The sequence below is a fragment of the Streptomyces finlayi genome (assembly GCF_014216315.1).
GTDB lineage: Bacteria > Actinomycetota > Actinomycetes > Streptomycetales > Streptomycetaceae > Streptomyces > Streptomyces finlayi_A.
In genome coordinates this window covers 6055784-6072761 of sequence record NZ_CP045702.1, presented here as the reverse complement: position 1 = coordinate 6072761, position 16978 = coordinate 6055784, and the positions used below count along the sequence as shown (strand labels likewise).

Below are 16978 nucleotides of genomic sequence, written 5' to 3'. Positions count from 1 at the left end.
CGACGCCGTCCGGCGTGATCCGGCACTGTCCAACCTGATCCAACGCCACCCGGCGCGGAACCGGAAGGCCCGGCAGACCGAGGCGGCGAGGCATATGGGTGAGGGGCGGCCGCAGAAAAGCGGCCGCCCCTCACCCATATGTGTGGCGCTCACGTGCCCGGCGTCATGTCTTCGGTCCGTCCCGGAAGAACTCCCGGGGCGGAAGTGCTTACTGGCCCTGCTCGTCACGGCGGCGCTGCCACCGCTGCTCGATCCGGTTCATCACTGACCGGCGCTGCTTGGGCTGTCGGCCTTCGCCTGTCGCCCCGCTCCCCGCCGGCTGTTGTTCCCCGGGCTTGGGCGCCTTGCGCCACCCGGTGACCGCGAGCACGGCACAGCCCAGCATGACGAGGAAACCCACCACGCTGATCCAGATCTGCTGGGCGACCATTCCGGCCATGAGGAGCGCGATACCCACGAGAAAACCAGCGACCGCCTGGTAGACCCGTCGTCGGGTGTACGTACGCAGCCCGCTTCCCTCGAGCGCTGTCGCGAACTTGGGATCTTCGGCGTACAGCGCTCGCTCCATCTGCTCGAGCATTCGCTGCTCGTGCTCCGAGAGCGGCACGGAGTCCTCCTAGTCGTCGGCCGCGGGGGGCGACCGGTATGCGGCCCTTCCAGGATAGGCAGGGATTCGCCCCCGTGAAACCCGCCCTGTAGCCATGAACCAGTCCGGACCGCCATGTCGGTTCGTCTGCTGAGGCGTAGATTCCCCGGCGTCCGCTCCGTCATGCCGACTGGTGTCACCCGATCATACGGGGCCGGAGCGGCGATCGGGGTCCTGGAGCCGGACTCCGTCCGCGCTTGCTTCGCTGATCAGCCGCGCTTCTCGCCGAGAACATGCAACTGGGTCGCGACGGCGTGGAAGGACGGCAGTTCGGCCACGGCGGCCTCCAGCTTGAGAAGCGCCTCGACCGCACCCGGTTCGGTGTCCACCAGGACGCCCGGTACGAGGTCGGCGAAGACCCGTACACCGTGGACCGCTCCCACCTCCATGCCGGCGGCGGCGACCAGCTCGGTGAGCTGATCGGCGGTGAAGCGCCGGGGCACCGGGTCGCCGTCGCCCCAGCGGCCGGCCGGGTCGCTCAGCGCGTGCCTGGCCTCGGTGAAGTGACCGGCGAGCGCCCGCGCCAGGACCGCACCGCCGAGCCCCGCGGCCAGCAGGCTGAGGGCGCCGGCGGGGCGGAGCGCGTCGACCGCGTTCCGCACACCCTCGGCGGGGTCGTCCACGTACTCCAGGACACCGTGGCAGAGCACCGCGTCGTAGCCGCCGCGCTCCACCACGTCGAACAGGCCGAGGATGTCGCCCTGGACCCCGCTGACCCGTTCGGCCATGCCGTCCTCGGCGGCGCGGCGCTCCAGCGCGAACAGTGCGTTGGGGCTGGGGTCGACGACGGTGACCCGGTGGCCGAGCCGGGCGACGGGCACCGCGAAGTTGCCGGTGCCGCCGCCGGTGTCCAGCACGTCCAGGGTGTCCCTGCCGGTCGCCTTGACCCGGCGGTCGAGAGCGTCCTTCAGGACCTCCCAGACCACGGCGGTACGGAGGGAGGCGCGGGGGCGCAGCTGGTCCGACACGGCAGTTGACTCCTCGGCACGGTGCCGCCACTTACGGGCGGAGCGTGAACAGTGCAGGTGGTACGGGTCCGTCCACCCTATTGCCTCCGGCCGCCCGCCCGGTCACCCCGCTTCGGCCGCCCCTTCCCTGGGCCGGGGAAGCACCGGCTGGAGCACCAACAGCCGTTCGACCAGGCGGAGGAAGAGGGCGGCGTCGCGCAGCAGATCGTCGGCGTCACGACTGGTGGCCGCCCCCGGTATGCCGGCTTCCGCGCGGGCCCTGCGCTCGGCCCCCGAGGCGAACAGGGCGCTCCACTCGGTGAGCTCCGGGGCCATTTCCGGCAGGACCTCCCAGGCGCTGCGGATGCGCTCCCGGCGTCGCCTTCCGGTCTCCGGGCGGCCACGGGCCGCGAGCACGGCCGCGGCGGTGCGCAGCGCGGCCAGGTGGGCTGTGGCGTAGCGCTCGTTCGGTACGTCGAGGACTGCCGCCTCGACCAGGCCGCTGCGGGCCTTGGCGAGCAGATCGAGGGCGGCGGGCGGGGCCGTGGCCCGGCGCGCTACGGGGTGGACGTCGCTTGCCGGACCGGTCGGTGAGGGGGCAGGGCTGCCTGGGCGGCGCCGCGGGGCGGCGGCTGCGGACGAGCTGGCCATGACGAACCTCCTGTCGTCGTGTGACGGCTTCATGGCCGTCTGTGTCCATCGTGACGGCCACCACTGACAATCCCCCCTGCTCGCCCCCTGACCTGGGCCTTTTGCTTCGCTGGTGAGTTCGGGCTAAGTTTTTGCACTGACTGGTCAGTTCAAAAGAAGGAGAGTCTGTGGACAGCCCGCACGGGGCAGCCGTCAGTGCCGAGGACTTCGGGCTCGAAGGACCGCGCGGCTGGGCCTTCCGGGGGGTCGGCTTCACCGCGGGGCCCGGTTCGCTCCTCGCGGTCGAAGGTCCGTCCGGCTCCGGACGCACCTGTCTGCTCCTCGCGCTCACCGGCCGCATGCGCTCCACGCAGGGCCATGCCGAAACGGGCGGCCTGCGGCTGCCGGGCAAGCTCGCCGCTGTACGGGCGATCAGCGCCCTCGGCCACGTTCCGGGCGTCAGCGAGCTCGACCCCGCGTTCACCGTCGCCGAGCACCTGCGCGAGCGAGCACTGCTCCAGAGCCGCTACGACGGTTCGCTCCGCGCACTCCTGCGGCCCCGCGCCGAGCGGGCCGCCACCGCGCGGGCCCGCGTCGACGCCGCCGTGGACGCGGCGGGGCTCGACCTCGCCGCCCTGCCCAAGGCCGAACGGACCTCCGTACGCGATCTGGAGCGCCTGGAGGGACTGCGCCTGTCCGTCGCCCTCGCCCTGATCAGCCGCCCCCGGCTGCTCGCCGTGGACGACACCGACCTCAAGCTCTCCGACGCCGAACGCACCGAGGCGTGGGCCCTGCTGCGTGCCGTCGCCGACGACGGCACGACGGTGCTCGCAGTGTGCAGCGAGGCCCCCGAGGGCGCGATCTCCGTACGCACCGACACCACGACCGAGGAGGGGACGGCCGATGCGATCGCCGAGACTGGCCGCGCTTGAGCTGAAGCGGTTCGGCAGGGGGAAGCTGCCGCGCGCCGCACTGGTGGCGCTCCTACTGCTGCCCCTGCTGTACGGAGCGCTGTACCTGTGGTCGTTCTGGGACCCGTACGGGCGCCTGGACAGGATTCCCGTCGCGCTGGTCAACAACGACAAGGGGGCGACCGTCTCGGGGAAGCGCCTGGCCGCCGGGGACGAGATCACCGGCAAGCTGCTCGACTCCAAGGTCTTCGAGTGGCACGAGGTGAGTTCCGCCGAGGCGGGCCGGGGCGTCGAGGACGGTACGTACTACCTCTCCCTGACCATGCCGTCCGATTTCAGCAGGCGGATCGCCTCCAGCTCGGGGGACACCCCCGAGACCGGCGCTCTCCAGGTACGGACGAACGACGCGAACAACTACATCGTCGGGCAGATCTCCCGAACGGTGTTCTCCGAGGTGCGCACCGCCGCTTCGACGAATGCCTCGCGCGGGTTCCTGGACCGGATCTTCATCTCCTTCTCCGGCATCCATGACGCCACGGAGAAGGCGGCCAAGGGGGCGGATGACCTCAAGGGCGGCCTCTCCAAGGCCAAGAAGGGCTCCGAGGACCTCGCCAGCGGGCTCAAGGACACCAAGGCGGGCAGTGGCCGGCTGGCCGGCGGGATCACCCGGCTCGACAAGGGCGCGGGCGACCTCGAAACCGGCTCCAGGCAGGTCGCGAACGGCACCCAGGCCCTCGCCGACAGGGTCAACGCAATCGCAGCCGACGTACGCCCCTTCCTCAAGGACAACGGCCGGGCGATCGGCGACACGGCCCGGCTGGTCGCCGATTCGTCGAAGACGGTGCGGGACAACCTCGACCTGCTGGTGAAGGCTGCGCCGGCCTCGGCCACCGCCGCGCACACCGCCGCCGACGAACTCACCGCCGTCCATCGCACCCGGTGCGAGGACGCGCTGCTGCCCGACCCTGCCGTCTGTCCCCCGCTACAGCGGGCCGTGACGGCCGCGACCGACGTCGCGAAGGTCGCCGACGACGTGAACGTCCTGGTCAAGAACCAGAGCGGGGACCTGGCGAAACTCCGCGGCCATCTGACGACGCTCCAGGGGCAGGCCGAAGCCCTCGCGAAGCGCTCACCGAGCCTGGACAAGGACCTGGAGTCCGCGGTCTCGAAGATCAACGCGCTCAACACGGGCGCCCACAGGGTCGCCAAGGGCGCCGACACGCTCCACACCGGCCTGGGCACCGCGAAGACGGGCTCCTCCGACCTGGACACCGGGGTCGGCAGGCTCAAGACGGGCGCCACCGACCTGGACAGCGGACTCTTCCGGCTCGGTGACGGATCGGCGACCCTCGCGCAGGGGCTGAACGACGGTGTCGGCAAGATCCCCGACTACTCCGAGAAGGACCGCGACGCGCGTACGGACGTCATGGCCGATCCCGTACAGCTGGCGTCCAGGTCCCTGCACACCGCCCCGAACTACGGCACCGGCTTCGCCCCGTACTTCATCCCGCTCTCCCTCTGGGTCGGCGCGATGGTGGCGTACATGCTGATCCAGCCGCTGAACAGGCGGGCACTGGCCGCCGGGGCCTCCGCCTGGCGGATCGCCCTCGCCGGCTGGCTGCCCGTCGTCGCGATCGGTGTGCTCCAGGTCGCCGCGCTGATGTCCGTACTGCACTGGGGGCTCGGTCTCCAGATGGCGCACCCCGCCGCGACGATCGGCTTCCTGGCCCTGGTGACCTGCTGCTTCGCCGCGATCGTGCAGTGGCTCAACGCCCGCTTCGGGGCCGCGGGGCGCATCCTCGTCCTGGCGGTGCTGATGCTCCAGCTGACCTCGGCGGGCGGAACGTACCCGGTCCAGACGAGCCCCGGATTCTTCGGCGCGATCCACCCGTTCCTGCCGATGAGCTACATCGTCGAGGGCCTGCGGCGGCTGATCACCGGCGGCGGACCCGGCCCGGTCTGGCAGGCCTGTGCGGTCCTCGTCGCGTTCACCGCGGGCGCGGTGGCCCTGACCGCCCTCTCCGCCCGGCGCAAGCAGGTGTGGACCCTGGACCGGCTCCATCCGGAGCTCAGTCTGTGAGCGCGCCGGGACCTGTGAGAATCGACCGTATGGAAAGCAGTAGCACCACGCGCCGCCAGGCCACCCGGCAGAAGCTCTACGAAGCGGCGGTGACCCTCATCGCCGAGAAGGGGTTCTCCGCCACCACGGTGGACGAGATCGCCGAGCGGGCCGGGGTCGCCAAAGGCACGGTCTACTACAACTTCAAGAGCAAGACCGAGCTCTTCGAGGAGCTGCTGCGGCACGGCGTCGGGCTGCTCACGTCCTCCTTGCGATCCGCGTCCGAGGAGACCGCCGCACGCGGCGGCACCCAGGTGGAGGCCCTGGACGCGATGATCCGGGCCGGCCTGGTCTTCATCAACCGCTACCCGGCCTTCACCCAGCTGTACGTCGCCGAGCTCTGGCGGACCAACCGTGCCTGGCAGGGGACCCTCCTGGTGGTGCGTCAGCAGGCCGTGGCCGTCGTCGAGGACGTGCTCAGGGAGGGCGTCCGCAACGGCGAGCTGAGCAAGGAGATCGACATTCCGCTGACCGCTGCCGCGCTCGTCGGCATGGTGCTCGTGGCCGCCCTCGACTGGCAGGCGTTCCAGCCGGAGCGGTCGATAGACGATGTGCACTCGGCCCTGTCCCTGCTGCTGTACGGGCGGGTCAGCGGGCGCTGAACCGCGCTCCGAGAACGCGGCGGACCGGTGACAAGGCGACACGGCGACACGGCACGGTCTGGTACGGACACGAAGACGCCGGCCCTGTGGCGTTCGATCCCCCTCGAACTCCACCGGACCGGCGTTCTCCGTGCTGCCGGAGAACCCTTCCCCCGTGACCCCGTGTTTCCCCCGTGGTCCCGGGTCCTCCGCCGTGCACCCCCGTTGCGTCAGGGGTACCGCTCCGTTCCGCCACCCCGTGTCGGCGGTCCCGGAGCCGCGCCCCTTCCGTGCTCCACACTCTGCCGTCCGCACTGGTGGGAGCCCATCCGCGCCCCTACTCATCTCGCCGCCTGGGTACGCGTACTCAGGGCTGTGTGCGCGACCCCACCCGTCCGGGGCTCCGTGTGGTTACGATCGCCTCCGTGTCCGTACTCCCCCTGGTGTTCACGAGTGGCTGGGCGAGCGGGATCAACGCCTACCGGTGGCTGCCGCGTCCGTCGCCGGGGCGCTGCTGATTCTCGGCGTGGTGATGCTCGTCTTCCTGGCCTCACGGATCCGCCGGTTCCCGCGCCGCGGGGCGCAGCGGCGCGAGGAGAGCCGGCTGACGGAAGCACGCGGGTACCGGCCTCCCGGCCGAGCTGTCGGTGGCACCGATTAAGGTCACTGACATGGCACGAATTGCGGTGATCGGCGCCGGGACGGGCGCGATGGCGGCGGCGGCCCGGCTCGCCGTGGCAGGCCACCGGGTGACGGTGTACGAGCGGTCCGCGACGTACGGCGGCTCGGTCGGCCGGTTCGCCCGTGACGGTTTCTCGTTCGACACCGGGCCGGCCCTTCTGCATCTGCCCGCCGTCTACCGCGATCTGTTCGTGAAGACCGGCAAGGAGCCTCTGGAGCAGTGCGTCACGCTGACCCAGGTGGACCCGGCGAGCCGTCATGTCTTCGCGGACGGCACCACGGTGTCGCTGCCGAACGCTTCCCGGGCCGGCGTGGTCGCCGCTCTGGACGAGGCGCTCGGGGCGGGCGCCGGTGAGCGGTGGGGAGCCTTCCTGGAACGGGCGGGAGACGCCTGGGACCGCTCGCGGCGCCCTCTGCTGGAGGAGCCGCTGCGTCCCGACTGGCAGGTGCTGGGCCGCGATCCCTATCCCGCGGTCCGTCAACGCAGACTGCTGCGCCCGGCCCGGCAGGCGGGGACGGTCGCGGAGATCGGTGCGTGGGAGCTGTCGGACCCGCGGCTGGCCGCCCTGCTCGACGGGTACGCCCTGTCGTACGGGCTGGATCCGCGCGAGGCCCCAACAAGCGCCGCCCTCGTGCCGTACATGCAGGAGACCTTCGGCAGTTGGTACGTCACCGGGGGCATGCGGGTGCTGGCCGAGGCGCTGTACGAGCGGTGTCTGGCCCGGCGGGTGACCTTCGCCTTCGGGGCCGAGGTCGTCCGGATCACCGAGAAGGACGGCCGGGCCGCGGGCGTCGAGCTGGCGGACGGGACGAGCGTGGGGGCCGACCACGTGGTGCTGGCCGCGCAGCCGCGTCCGGAGCTGGTACCGGGTCAGGAGCTGTGGCAGGACGGGGATGTGGGGCCGTCGGGGCGTCCGGGGAGCGGTGCGGTACCGGGCCGGTTCGTGGTTCTGCTGTCGTTGCGCGGTGCCCGCGAGCCCGGCGCGGCGCACCGGACCGTGGTGCACGGTGCGGGCGGGGCGGCCGAGCGGGACGCCGTGTTCGGGGGCCGGACCGCCGAGCGGCCGACCGTGACGGTCCTGCGCCCCGACGATCCCTCCACCCGCCCCGACGAGGCGCACGAGGCGGTGACCCTGATGGCGACGGTGGCCCCGCACGGCCCGGTCGACTGGACGGACACGGCGCTGCGCGAGCGGTTCGCGGACACGATGACCGACGTCGCCTGCGCGGCTGTGCCCGGACTGCGGGACCGGCTGATCCACTCGGAGGTACGGACACCCGCCGAGACCGCTGCGGAGACCGGCGCCGAGGGCGGTTCGGTTCCGGCGCCCGCGCTGGCCGGGGCCGGTGGCGCCTGGCTGCACCCCGGCAACCGCACCCGGCTGCCGGGCCTGTATCTGGCGGGCGGCTGGTCGCATCCCGGCGGCGGACTGGCGCACGCCGGGATGTCGGGAGCACTGGTCGCGGGACTCGTCGTGGAGGGCGACGGCTTCCGCGGCTCCCGGTGAGACGGTGAGGTTCCGGGGGCGGAGTCAGTAGTTCCGGGGGCGGAGTCAGTGATTCCGGGCGGAGTCAGTAGCGGTACGGGTCGTTCTGACCGGTGTCGTAGCCATTGCCGTACGGAGCGGGCTCCTCGGGCTCCTGCTGCGGCATCGGCGGGTACTGGTCGCCCTCGCGCTGATGGGGGACCCAGACGCCGCCGGGCGGGGTCTCGCCGTACTGCTGCGGGGAGGGCTCGGCGTACTGCTGCTGGCCCCCGTAGCTGTCGTACCCGTTGCCGTAGCTGTCGTACGAGCCGTACGGAGCTGAGCCGCCGGTGGTCCCGGTCCCGATGTACGGGTCGGAGTACGCCGCGTAGCTCTGGCGGCCCGTGCCGTAGTCGTACTGCCCCGCGTGGGTGTCCTGGCCCGGGGTGCCCTGTGTGGCGTAGCCGTCCTGCCCGGTGAAGGCGTCCTGGACGGGCTGGTGGTGGTCGGGGTAGGGCGCGTAGGCGTCGTACTGGGCTTCTCCCTGCTCCGTGCGGCTCCCGCCGCCACCCGTGGCCGCGTAGGCCGACTCGGAGTACACGCCGTACTGCCCGGTGTCGTCAGGCAGGGGTTCCGGTGCGTAGACCGCGGCGGGACCTTCCGGCTCGGCCGTGTACTCGAGGTCGGAGACCTGGAGTACGGGCTCCCTGGTCTCGGGCCGTTCGGCCCGTCCGCGGCGCCGTCGGCTCTCACCGGGGCTGCCCCCTATGGCCCAGCCCGTCGAGAAGCCCTGCCTGAAGGAGAGCGTCACATAGGTCTGTCCGGTCGCGAAGGCGATCGCGCCGAGGGCGATCACCAGCACGGACGGGATCAGGACACCGATGACCACACCGAGGAATCCGCCGAAGGCGAGCAACCGCCAGCGCAGCCGCGCCTTGTACTGCAGCAGCACCTCACCGAGCAGCCACAACGCCACGATGCCGAATGCGATGTAGAGGACCGTCCAGCCCACGCCCGCCCCCTCCTACGGCCACCGCCCCGGTTGGTGGCGGGTACGGCCGGTCACGACTGCTTGTGCAGTCCGAGATTCTCGTAGATCTCGAGTGTTGCCGTCGAGTTGTTGAGCGTAATGAAGTGCAGTCCGGGGACACCCTCGGAGAGCAACCGTGCGCAGAACTCCGTTGCGAACTCGATGCCAATGGAGCGTACAGCGGCGGGATCGTCCTTGGCGGCGAGGATGCGTTCTTTCAACGAAGACGGGAAGGACGCGTTGCTGAGCTGGGCGAATCTTTCCAGCTGTCTGGCGCTGGTGAGCGGCATGACCTCGGGAATGATCGGCGTATCGCAACCCGCCGCGACCACACGGTCACGCATCCGGAGATAATCCTCCGGATCGAAGAACATCTGAGTGATCGCATAATCGGCACCGGCACGGCACTTGTCCACGAAATGACCGATGTCGGTGTCCCAGTCGGCCGACCTCGGATGCATTTCGGGAAAGGCGGCGACACCGACGCAGAAGTCGCCGGATTCCTTGATGAGGCGGACGAGGTCCGCCGCGTACCGCACACCTCGCGGGTGCCTGACCCACTCGCCCATCGGGTCGCCCGGCGGGTCGCCGCGCACGGCGAGAATGTTCCGGATTCCGGCGTCCGCGTACTGGCCGACCATGTTGCGCAGCTCAGCGATGGAGTGGTCGACAGCGGTGAGGTGCGCGACGGGCGTCAGCGTGGAGTCCTCGGCGATCTGCTGCGTCGCCTTGACCGTCCCGGACCGTGTGGAGCCTCCGGCCCCGTACGTCACGGAGACGAAACTCGGGGCGACGGCCTCCACCCGGCGCAGCGCGTTCCAGAGGTTCCGTTCGCCCTTTTCGGTCTTGGGCGCCCAGAACTCGAACGAGTACGAGGTCTTGCCGGTCGCGAGCAGCTCACGCACGGTGCGCGCGTGATCCGTCCTGGTGGAAGGTGTGCCAAGAGCCATACTGGGAGGTTAACCAGGGCAGGGCGGTACCCCAACAAGACCGGTGCGATTTGCCCGAATTACAGGGGTTGTTGTCCACCCCTCGGACACGGACGTGGACCATCGCCTGCTCAGCCGAGGCGTGACCTGACACGCTCGGCGAGGTGGGCGGCGGCAGCGGCCGGATCATCGGCTTCGGTGATCGCCCGTACGACGACGATCCGGCGGGCGCCCGCGTCCAGCACCTCGTCAAGATTGCCCGCGTCGATCCCGCCGATGGCGAACCAGGGGCGCGGCTGGTCGAGCGAGGCCGCGTACCGGACGAGTCCGAGGCCCGGTGCGTAGCGGCCGGGCTTGGTCGGGGTGGGCCAGCAGGGGCCCGTGCAGAAGTAGTCCACGCCGGGCTCGGCGACCGCGGCGTCGACCTCGGACTCGGCGTGGGTGGAGCGGCCGATGACCACGTCCTGGCCGATGACGGCCCGGGCGGCGGGCACGGGCAGGTCTCCCTGCCCGAGGTGCAGCACATGGGATCCGACGGCGTGGGCGACGTCGGCGCGGTCGTTCACCGCGAGAAGCTTCCCGTGGCGCTTACAGGCGTCGGCGAACACCGCGAGGTGTTCGAGCTCCTCCGCGGCCTCCATGCCCTTGTCACGCAGCTGGACGACGTCCACACCGGAGGTGAGAACGGCGTCCAGGAACGCGGGGAGGTCGCCCTGCCGCTTGCGTGCGTCCGTGCACAGATAGAGCCGGGCGTCGGACAGCAGGGTGCGAGGCGTGGACATGGTTCCCCCGTGGTTACGGCGGTGTGCGGGCCGGTCCGTGCGGCACGGCCCGCACTCCGTGTGCGGTTGTCTCGGTCAGAAGGCGAGCGCCTGGGCGCGGCGCTTCACCTCCGTACCGCGATTCTCACTCAACGCCTGCGCGGGGGTACCGGGCAGGGTCGGGTCGGGAGTGAAGAGCCACTCCAGCATCTCCACGTCGTTGTAGCCGTCGTCCCTCAGGACGGTCAGGAGCCCCGGAAGGCCCTTGACCACCTGGTCGCCGTCGATGAAGGCGGCAGGCACCTGGAGCGCCCGGTTCCCACCGCGCCGTACGGCGATGAGCTGGCCATCCCTGACCAGCTGCCGCACACGCGTCACCTCGATATCGAGCATCTCAGCGATGTCGGGGAGGTGGAGCCAGGCAGGGACGAGAACATCGATCTTTGCGTCAATCTCGGTCACAGGGACAAGCGTGCCATCCCGGACCGACAGTCGGTAACCGAGCCGGTCGTAAGGGGGTCACGAGGTGGTGTCGGAGCACGTCAGAGCTTCGCCGACTTCAGCGGTACGGCGGGGTCGGCGGCCCGCTCCGGGTCGACGCGGGCGCCCGATTCGATGAGCTTGCGCCCCTGCGCGAGGTCGCGCGGGCGGCCGACGGCCAGCACCGCGACCAGGACTCCCGCGCGCAGCCAGCACACCGACCAGACGGGTTCCGCCGGGTCGCCCCGCCACAGCAGGGTGTCGGCGCCCGCGTGATGGCCGGCGTACTGCACGAAGCGGTCGAACTGCTCGGACCAGAAGTAGGGCACCGGATCGTACGGCTGCGGCTGTCCGTCACCGTCGGCGGCGAGGACGGCGGCGGCGACGGTCCGCGGACCCTGGAGGGCGTTGTCCCAGTGGTGGACGAGCAGACGCTCGCCGTAGCGGGCGGAGGGGAAGGAGGCGCAGTCCCCGACCGCGTACACATCGGGCAGTGAGGTGCGCAGCGCGCTGTCCGCGGTGACCGAGCCGTCCGGGCCGAGCGCGATACCGGAGCCGGACAGCCAGGCGGTGGCGGGCCGGGCACCGATGCCCACGACCACCGCTCCGGCCGGGACCACACGGCCGTCCGCGAGGACGACCACGCCCGGTTCGATGCGGGCCACCCGGGCGCCGGTGAGGAGTGTGGCGCCGCTCTGCGCGTACCAGTGGGCCATGGGGGCGGCGACCTCGGCGGGCAGGGCGCCCGCGAGGGGGTGCTCGGCCGCCTCGACGACGGTGACCGCGCATCCGGCGGCGCGGGCGGCGGTGGCGAACTCCGCGCCGATCCAGCCGGCCCCGACGACCACGACGTCGTGTTTCCGCTCCAGGACGGGCCGCAGCCGTGCCGCGTCGTCGAGGGTGCGCAGGAGGTGGACGCCCTGGGTGCCCTCTGAGCCGGGCAGCGTGACCGGTTCCGCGCCGGTCGCGACGACCAGGACGTCGTACGGAACGGGGCCGCCCTCGGTGTCCAGTTCGTGCGCCCCGGGCCGCAGGCCGGTCACGTCGAGGCCGAGGCGCAGGGTGATGTCGAGGGCCTCGAAGTCGACGTCGAAGGCGGAGCCCTCGGCCGTGCCGAGCAGGACCGCCTTGGAGAGCGGCGGCCGGTCGTACGGCTGATGCGGTTCGGCGCCGATCAGCGTGACGGGGCCGGTGAAGCCCTGTTCGCGCAGGGCCACGGCGGTCTGCACACCGGCCATTCCCGCTCCGACGACCACGACGTGCCGGGCCTGCCGTCCCACTGTCTGCTGTTCCTTCTGCTCGCTCACCCGCCCACCTTAAGCACCTGACGGAACGTCAGGAAGAGGACTGCCGCACAGCGGCCGGCACACGACGGGCCGGCAGGTCGTCCGGACGCTCTTACCACCACGGGTGGCGGGGTTTAGGGTGGCCAACGTAAAAGACTCGCGGGAGCCCGGACGCACCGGGCTGAGAGGGAGGCTGGGCGGCCTCCGACCGTACGAACCTGATCCGGGTCATGCCGGCGAAGGGAGGGGCTGGAAGCCCATGCGTGCTCCACTGATTCCACCGAACGGAAACGGGTGCGACGTCCTCGTCATCGGGGGCGGCATCATCGGGCTGGTGACCGCCTGGCGGGCGGCCCAGCGCGGCCTGCGGACGGCGGTGGCCGACCCCGAGCCCGGCGGCGGAGCCGCCGAAGTGGCGGCCGGGATGCTCGCGGCCGTCACCGAACTCCACTACGGCGAGCAGACCCTGCTCGGCCTCAATGTCGCGTCCGCCGCCCGCTACCCCGCCTTCGCGGCCGAGCTGGAGGAGGCGAGCGGGCAGGAGATCGGCTTCCGGGCCTGCGGCACCCTGGCCGTGGCCCTGGACTCCGACGACCGGGCCCATCTGCGCGACCTGCACGACCTGCACCAGCGATCCGGGCTGAAGTCCTCGTGGCTCACCGGGCGCGACTGCCGCCGCCTGGAACCGATGCTGGCCCCCGGCGTACGCGGCGGTCTGCGCGTCGACGGCGACCATCAGGTAGACCCGCGGCGGCTCGCCTCGGCGCTGCTGACCGCCTGCGAACGCGCCGGGGTGGTGTTCCACCGGGCCTGGGCGCAGCGGCTGAACGTCACGCACGGACGCGCCGCCGGAGCCGAGCTCGCGGGAGGCACCGAGCTCTCCGCCGACCAGGTCGTCCTTGCGGCGGGCAGCCTCAGCGGCCGGCTCGCGGGACTGCCCGAGGAGGTCGTGCCGCCGGTCCGGCCGGTCAAGGGCCAGGTGCTGAGGCTGACGGTGCCGTCCGCGTACGCCCCCTTCCTGAGCAGGACGGTGCGTGCCGTGGTCCGGGGCAGCCACGTCTATCTCGTGCCGCGGGAGAACGGCGAACTGGTCGTGGGCGCCACCAGCGAGGAGCTGGGCTGGGACACCACCGTCACGGCCGGCGGGGTGTACGAGCTGCTGCGCGACGCGCACGAGCTGGTGCCCGGCATCACGGAGCTGCCGCTCACCGAGACCCGGGCGGGCCTGCGCCCTGCCTCCCCCGACAACGCGCCACTGCTGGGCCCGACAGCCCTGCCCGGCCTCCACCTCGCCACCGGCCACCACCGCAACGGGGTGCTGCTGACCCCGGTCACCGGCGAGGTGATGGCCCACGTGCTGACGACCGGCGAGCTGCCGGACGTGGGCCGCCCGTTCACGCCGAGCCGTTTCGCCCCCTCGTCCTTTGCCGCCCCCGTACCTCAGGAGCAGCCCGCATGACCGAGTCACTGTCCGGCCCCGTTCTGATCTCCGTGAACGGGGAACGCCGAAGCGTTCCCCTCGACACCCCGCTCGACACCCTCGTGGCAACGCTCACCGCCTCGCACTCCGGAGTGGCGGCGGCCGTCAACGAGACCGTCGTCCCGCGCGGCCAGTGGTCCGCCACGGCGCTCTCCGACGGAGACCGTGTCGAGGTCCTCACCGCGGTGCAGGGAGGCTGACCCGATGTCCGACGATCTCTTCACCCTGGGCGGGACGCCCTTCTCCTCCCGGCTGATCATGGGAACGGGGGGCGCTCCGAGCCTGGAGGTCCTGGAGCGCTCGCTGCTCGCCTCCGGCACCGATCTGACTACCGTGGCGATGCGCCGGCTGGACCCGACCGTGCAGGGCTCGGTCCTCTCCGTCCTGGAACGGCTCTCCATCCGCGTCCTGCCGAACACGGCGGGCTGCTTCACCGCGGGCGAGGCCGTGCTGACCGCCCGGCTGGCGCGGGAGGCGCTGGGCACCGACTGGGTCAAGCTGGAGGTCGTGGCGGACGAGCGCACGCTGCTGCCCGACCCGATCGAGCTGCTGGACGCCGCCGAGATCCTCGTGGACGACGGGTTCACGGTCCTGCCGTACACCAACGACGATCCTGTGCTGGCCCGGAAGCTGGAGGACGTGGGCTGTGCGGCGATCATGCCGCTGGGCTCCCCCATCGGCTCCGGTCTCGGCATCCGCAACCCGCACAACTTCCAGCTGATCGTCGAGCGGGCCGGGGTGCCGGTGATCCTGGACGCCGGGGCGGGGACCGCTTCGGACGCCGCGCTCGCGATGGAGCTGGGCTGCTCGGCGGTGATGCTGGCGTCGGCGGTGACCCGGGCTCAGGAGCCGGAGCTGATGGCGGGCGCGATGAGGCATGCGGTGGAGGGCGGGCGTCTGGCGTTCCGGGCCGGCCGGATTCCGCGCCGTCACTTCGCCGAGGCTTCGTCCCCGGGCGAGGGCCGCGCGGTACTGGACCCGGAGCGTCCGGCGTTCTAGACGCGCCCGGAGGCGTGTCCCTGTCACGGCTCGGCTGCAGTAGGGCGCCGGGGACGGCCGGACCGTCGGCCGTGTCGGCGGCGGCTCGTAGACTCGGTGCGTGGATACGACCCTCCAGGACCCCATGATCGGGCGGCTGCTCGACGGCCGGTATCGCGTCGACGCGCGGATCGCCGTCGGTGGCATGGCCACGGTCTACCGGGCAACGGACACCCGGCTCGACCGGGTGCTCGCGCTCAAGGTGATGCACCCGGCCCTCGCGACCGACGCCTCGTTCGTCGAGCGCTTCATCCGCGAGGCCAAGTCCGTGGCCAGGCTCGCGCACCCCAATGTCGTCGCGGTGTTCGACCAGGGCGCACAGGGCGCGTACGTCTACCTCGCGATGGAGTACGTCGCGGGGTGCACCCTGCGGGACGTACTGCGCGAGCGCGGTGCCCTGCAGCCCCGGGCCGCCCTGGACATCATGGAACCGGTCCTGGCCGCTCTCGGCGCCGCACACCGCGCGGGCTTCGTGCACCGCGACATGAAGCCGGAGAACGTCCTGATAGGGGACGACGGCCGGGTGAAGGTCGCCGACTTCGGGCTCGTACGGGCGGTGGGCACCGTCACCGAGACCACCGGGTCCCTCCTGGGCACCGTGTCGTATCTCGCACCCGAGCAGATCCAGTACGGCACTGCCGACACCAGGGCCGATGTCTACGCGTGCGGGGTCGTCCTCTTCGAGATGCTGACCGGCAGCAAGCCGCACACCGGCGACACCGCAGCGCAGGTCATCTACCAGCACCTCAACGCTGACGTCCCGGCCCCGTCCGCCGTCGTCCCCGGTCTCCCGGTGGAACTGGACGTCCTGGTCGCGAGCGCCACCGCCCGCAACCCTGAGGTGCGCCCGCAGGACGCGGTGGTCCTGCTGGCCGGGGCCCGGGAGTGCCGGGCCGCCCTCACCGACGCGCAGCTCGACGCGAAGCCCCCGCAGGCCCGCGGCGAGGAGCACGACGGCGCAGATGACCGTACGAGCGTGATTCCTCGCGCGATCCCGCCCGGCCAGGGCACCACCCACCACACCAGCCGGCTGGAGATGCCGCCGTCCCTGCCGCCCCGCAGGACCGGGCCCGGCCGGCGGGGCCTCTTCGGCGGGATTCCCCGGCGCGGCATGGTCGCCGCGCTCGCCGCGGTCCTGCTGGTCCTCGGCGTCGGCACGGGTGTCTGGTACATCAACTCCGGACAGTTCACCAAGGTCCCGTCGGTGCTGGGCCAGACGCAGAAGACGGCCGAGCAGCGGCTGCGGGACGCCGGTCTCGACGTGAAGCGGATCGACCGCGCCTTCAGCGACACCGCCGCCCGGGGCACGGTGACGAGCAGCGATCCGGGTTCCGGGGAGCGCATCCGGGGCAACGGCTCCGTGCGGCTCGTGGTCTCCAAGGGCCCCGAGATGGTGGATGTCCCCGATATCGCCGGCGTCACTCTCGCCGAGGCGAGAGATGATCTGAAGGAAGCCGGTCTGACACCCGGGGCGGTGACCCGGGAGTTCAGCGAGGACGTGGCACGCGGCGACGTGGTCCGCACGGACCCCGAGGCGGGCACCGAGCGGCGCTCCGGGTCCGCTGTGGGCCTCGTGGTCAGCAAGGGCAGTCCGGTCGACGTCCCGGACGTCACCGGCCTCTCCGTCGAGGACGCCACCGCCGCGCTGGCCGAGGAAGGCCTGGAGGCCGAGGTCCGGCCCGGCCGGGTGAACTCCGTCGAGGTGGCGGGCGACATCGCCGAGCAGTCACCCGCCGAGGGCGCCGAGGCGGCCGAAGGCGATTCCGTGGAACTCACGGTCTCCAAGGGGCCGCGGATGCTCGACGTCCCGGACGTCACGGGCATGAACGTGGACGAGGCCAGGAGCACACTGGAAGAGGCGGGGTTCGATGTCGAGGTCGAACGGCCGTTCCTGTCGTTCAGTGACACCGTCGAGAAGCAGTCCGTCGACGGCGGCGAAGAGGCCGCCGAGGGCTCCACGATCACGATCAGGACCAGGGGACTGTAGATCCAC

The 16978-nt window shown here is 71.7% G+C and carries 16 protein-coding genes, 1 pseudogene and 1 riboswitch; of the genes and pseudogenes, 9 read left to right on the top strand and 8 right to left on the bottom strand.

All coding sequences use genetic code 11. The annotated features are described in order from the left end of the window. Positions 1-208: 208 nt before the first annotated feature. The 3 genes from F0344_RS27785 to F0344_RS27775 form a co-directional block, all read right to left on the bottom strand. Positions 209-607, bottom strand: a complete 399-nt coding sequence (locus F0344_RS27785) for a DUF3040 domain-containing protein (RefSeq protein ID WP_185301372.1) — start codon at positions 605-607, stop codon at positions 209-211. A gap of 248 nt (positions 608-855) precedes the next feature. Next, the gene (locus tag F0344_RS27780; RefSeq protein ID WP_185301371.1) at positions 856-1614 is read right to left on the bottom strand and encodes a methyltransferase; all 759 of its coding nucleotides are present in this window, start codon (positions 1612-1614) and stop codon (positions 856-858) included. Between the two features lie 102 nt (positions 1615-1716). Beyond that, a complete protein-coding gene (locus F0344_RS27775; RefSeq protein ID WP_185301370.1) occupies positions 1717-2244 on the bottom strand; it encodes an SAV_6107 family HEPN domain-containing protein in 528 nt (175 codons plus the stop codon). 167 nt (positions 2245-2411) lie between these two features. On the opposite strand from F0344_RS27775, the gene F0344_RS27770 reads away from it, so the two are divergent. The 5 genes and pseudogenes from F0344_RS27770 to F0344_RS27755 all read left to right on the top strand — a co-directional run bounded on the left by F0344_RS27770 (position 2412) and on the right by F0344_RS27755 (position 8023). Further along, a complete protein-coding gene (locus tag F0344_RS27770; RefSeq protein WP_185301369.1) occupies positions 2412-3155 on the top strand; it encodes an ATP-binding cassette domain-containing protein in 744 nt (247 codons plus the stop codon). Further along, positions 3127-5214, top strand: coding sequence for a YhgE/Pip family protein (locus tag F0344_RS27765; RefSeq protein ID WP_185301368.1), 2088 nt, complete (start codon positions 3127-3129; stop codon positions 5212-5214). Before F0344_RS27770 ends, F0344_RS27765 begins: the two co-directional genes overlap by 29 nt. A gap of 29 nt (positions 5215-5243) precedes the next feature. After that, a complete protein-coding gene (locus tag F0344_RS27760) occupies positions 5244-5855 on the top strand; it encodes a TetR/AcrR family transcriptional regulator (protein WP_185301367.1) in 612 nt (203 codons plus the stop codon). Between the two features lie 460 nt (positions 5856-6315). Beyond that, positions 6316-6495: pseudogene (locus tag F0344_RS36180) on the top strand (hypothetical protein); the annotation flags it as partial. A 10-nt stretch (positions 6496-6505) separates the two neighbouring features. Next, positions 6506-8023, top strand: coding sequence for a phytoene desaturase family protein (locus tag F0344_RS27755; protein WP_185301366.1), 1518 nt, complete (start codon positions 6506-6508; stop codon positions 8021-8023). 64 nt (positions 8024-8087) lie between these two features. Here the strand turns inward: F0344_RS27755 and F0344_RS27750 are convergent, their stop codons facing one another. The 5 genes from F0344_RS27750 to F0344_RS27730 form a co-directional block, all read right to left on the bottom strand. Beyond that, on the bottom strand, positions 8088-8993 hold the full coding sequence (locus F0344_RS27750) for a hypothetical protein (RefSeq protein ID WP_185301365.1): 906 nt from the start codon (positions 8991-8993) through the stop codon (positions 8088-8090). A 50-nt stretch (positions 8994-9043) separates the two neighbouring features. Continuing rightward, on the bottom strand, positions 9044-9961 hold the full coding sequence (gene metF, locus F0344_RS27745) for a methylenetetrahydrofolate reductase [NAD(P)H] (RefSeq protein ID WP_185301364.1): 918 nt from the start codon (positions 9959-9961) through the stop codon (positions 9044-9046). Positions 9962-10071: 110 nt separating this feature from the next. Then, on the bottom strand, positions 10072-10722 hold the full coding sequence (thiE, locus tag F0344_RS27740; protein WP_185301363.1) for a thiamine phosphate synthase: 651 nt from the start codon (positions 10720-10722) through the stop codon (positions 10072-10074). Positions 10723-10797: 75 nt separating this feature from the next. Next, on the bottom strand, positions 10798-11163 hold the full coding sequence (locus tag F0344_RS27735) for a helix-turn-helix domain-containing protein (RefSeq protein ID WP_185301362.1): 366 nt from the start codon (positions 11161-11163) through the stop codon (positions 10798-10800). An 80-nt stretch (positions 11164-11243) separates the two neighbouring features. Further along, entirely contained in the window at positions 11244-12488 is a 1245-nt protein-coding gene (locus tag F0344_RS27730) for an NAD(P)/FAD-dependent oxidoreductase (RefSeq protein ID WP_185301361.1), read from the bottom strand. Positions 12489-12616: 128 nt separating this feature from the next. Then, positions 12617-12729, top strand: a riboswitch (TPP riboswitch). On the opposite strand from F0344_RS27730, the gene thiO reads away from it, so the two are divergent. From thiO to pknB, 4 genes are all read left to right on the top strand, one after another. Beyond that, positions 12727-13926, top strand: a complete 1200-nt coding sequence (gene thiO / locus F0344_RS27725; protein WP_185301360.1) for a glycine oxidase ThiO — start codon at positions 12727-12729, stop codon at positions 13924-13926. (Overlaps the previous riboswitch by 3 nt.) Continuing rightward, positions 13923-14147, top strand: coding sequence for a sulfur carrier protein ThiS (gene thiS / locus F0344_RS27720; RefSeq protein WP_185301359.1), 225 nt, complete (start codon positions 13923-13925; stop codon positions 14145-14147). Before thiO ends, thiS begins: the two co-directional genes overlap by 4 nt. Positions 14148-14151: 4 nt before the next feature. Beyond that, positions 14152-14946 (top strand): thiazole synthase, encoded by a 795-nt coding sequence (locus F0344_RS27715; protein ID WP_185301358.1) that lies wholly within the window; start codon positions 14152-14154, stop codon positions 14944-14946. A 100-nt stretch (positions 14947-15046) separates the two neighbouring features. Further along, positions 15047-16972: a Stk1 family PASTA domain-containing Ser/Thr kinase gene (gene pknB, locus F0344_RS27710; protein ID WP_185301357.1), complete on the top strand. Its 1926-nt coding sequence runs from the start codon at positions 15047-15049 to the stop codon at positions 16970-16972. Positions 16973-16978 lie beyond the last annotated feature (6 nt).

Excerpts from the sequence above, each read along its gene's own strand:
- F0344_RS27775 (WP_185301370.1), bottom strand. The coding sequence starts at position 2,244 with ATGGCCAGCTCGTCCGCAGCCGCCGCCCCGCGGCGCCGCCCAGGCAGC.
- F0344_RS27765 (WP_185301368.1), top strand. The coding sequence starts at position 3,127 with ATGCGATCGCCGAGACTGGCCGCGCTTGAGCTGAAGCGGTTCGGCAGG.
- F0344_RS27760 (WP_185301367.1), top strand. The coding sequence starts at position 5,244 with ATGGAAAGCAGTAGCACCACGCGCCGCCAGGCCACCCGGCAGAAGCTC.
- F0344_RS27755 (WP_185301366.1), top strand. The coding sequence starts at position 6,506 with ATGGCACGAATTGCGGTGATCGGCGCCGGGACGGGCGCGATGGCGGCG.
- metF (WP_185301364.1), bottom strand. The coding sequence starts at position 9,961 with ATGGCTCTTGGCACACCTTCCACCAGGACGGATCACGCGCGCACCGTG.
- thiE (WP_185301363.1), bottom strand. The coding sequence starts at position 10,722 with ATGTCCACGCCTCGCACCCTGCTGTCCGACGCCCGGCTCTATCTGTGC.
- thiO (WP_185301360.1), top strand. The coding sequence starts at position 12,727 with ATGCGTGCTCCACTGATTCCACCGAACGGAAACGGGTGCGACGTCCTC.
- thiS (WP_185301359.1), top strand. The coding sequence starts at position 13,923 with ATGACCGAGTCACTGTCCGGCCCCGTTCTGATCTCCGTGAACGGGGAA.
- F0344_RS27715 (WP_185301358.1), top strand. The coding sequence starts at position 14,152 with ATGTCCGACGATCTCTTCACCCTGGGCGGGACGCCCTTCTCCTCCCGG.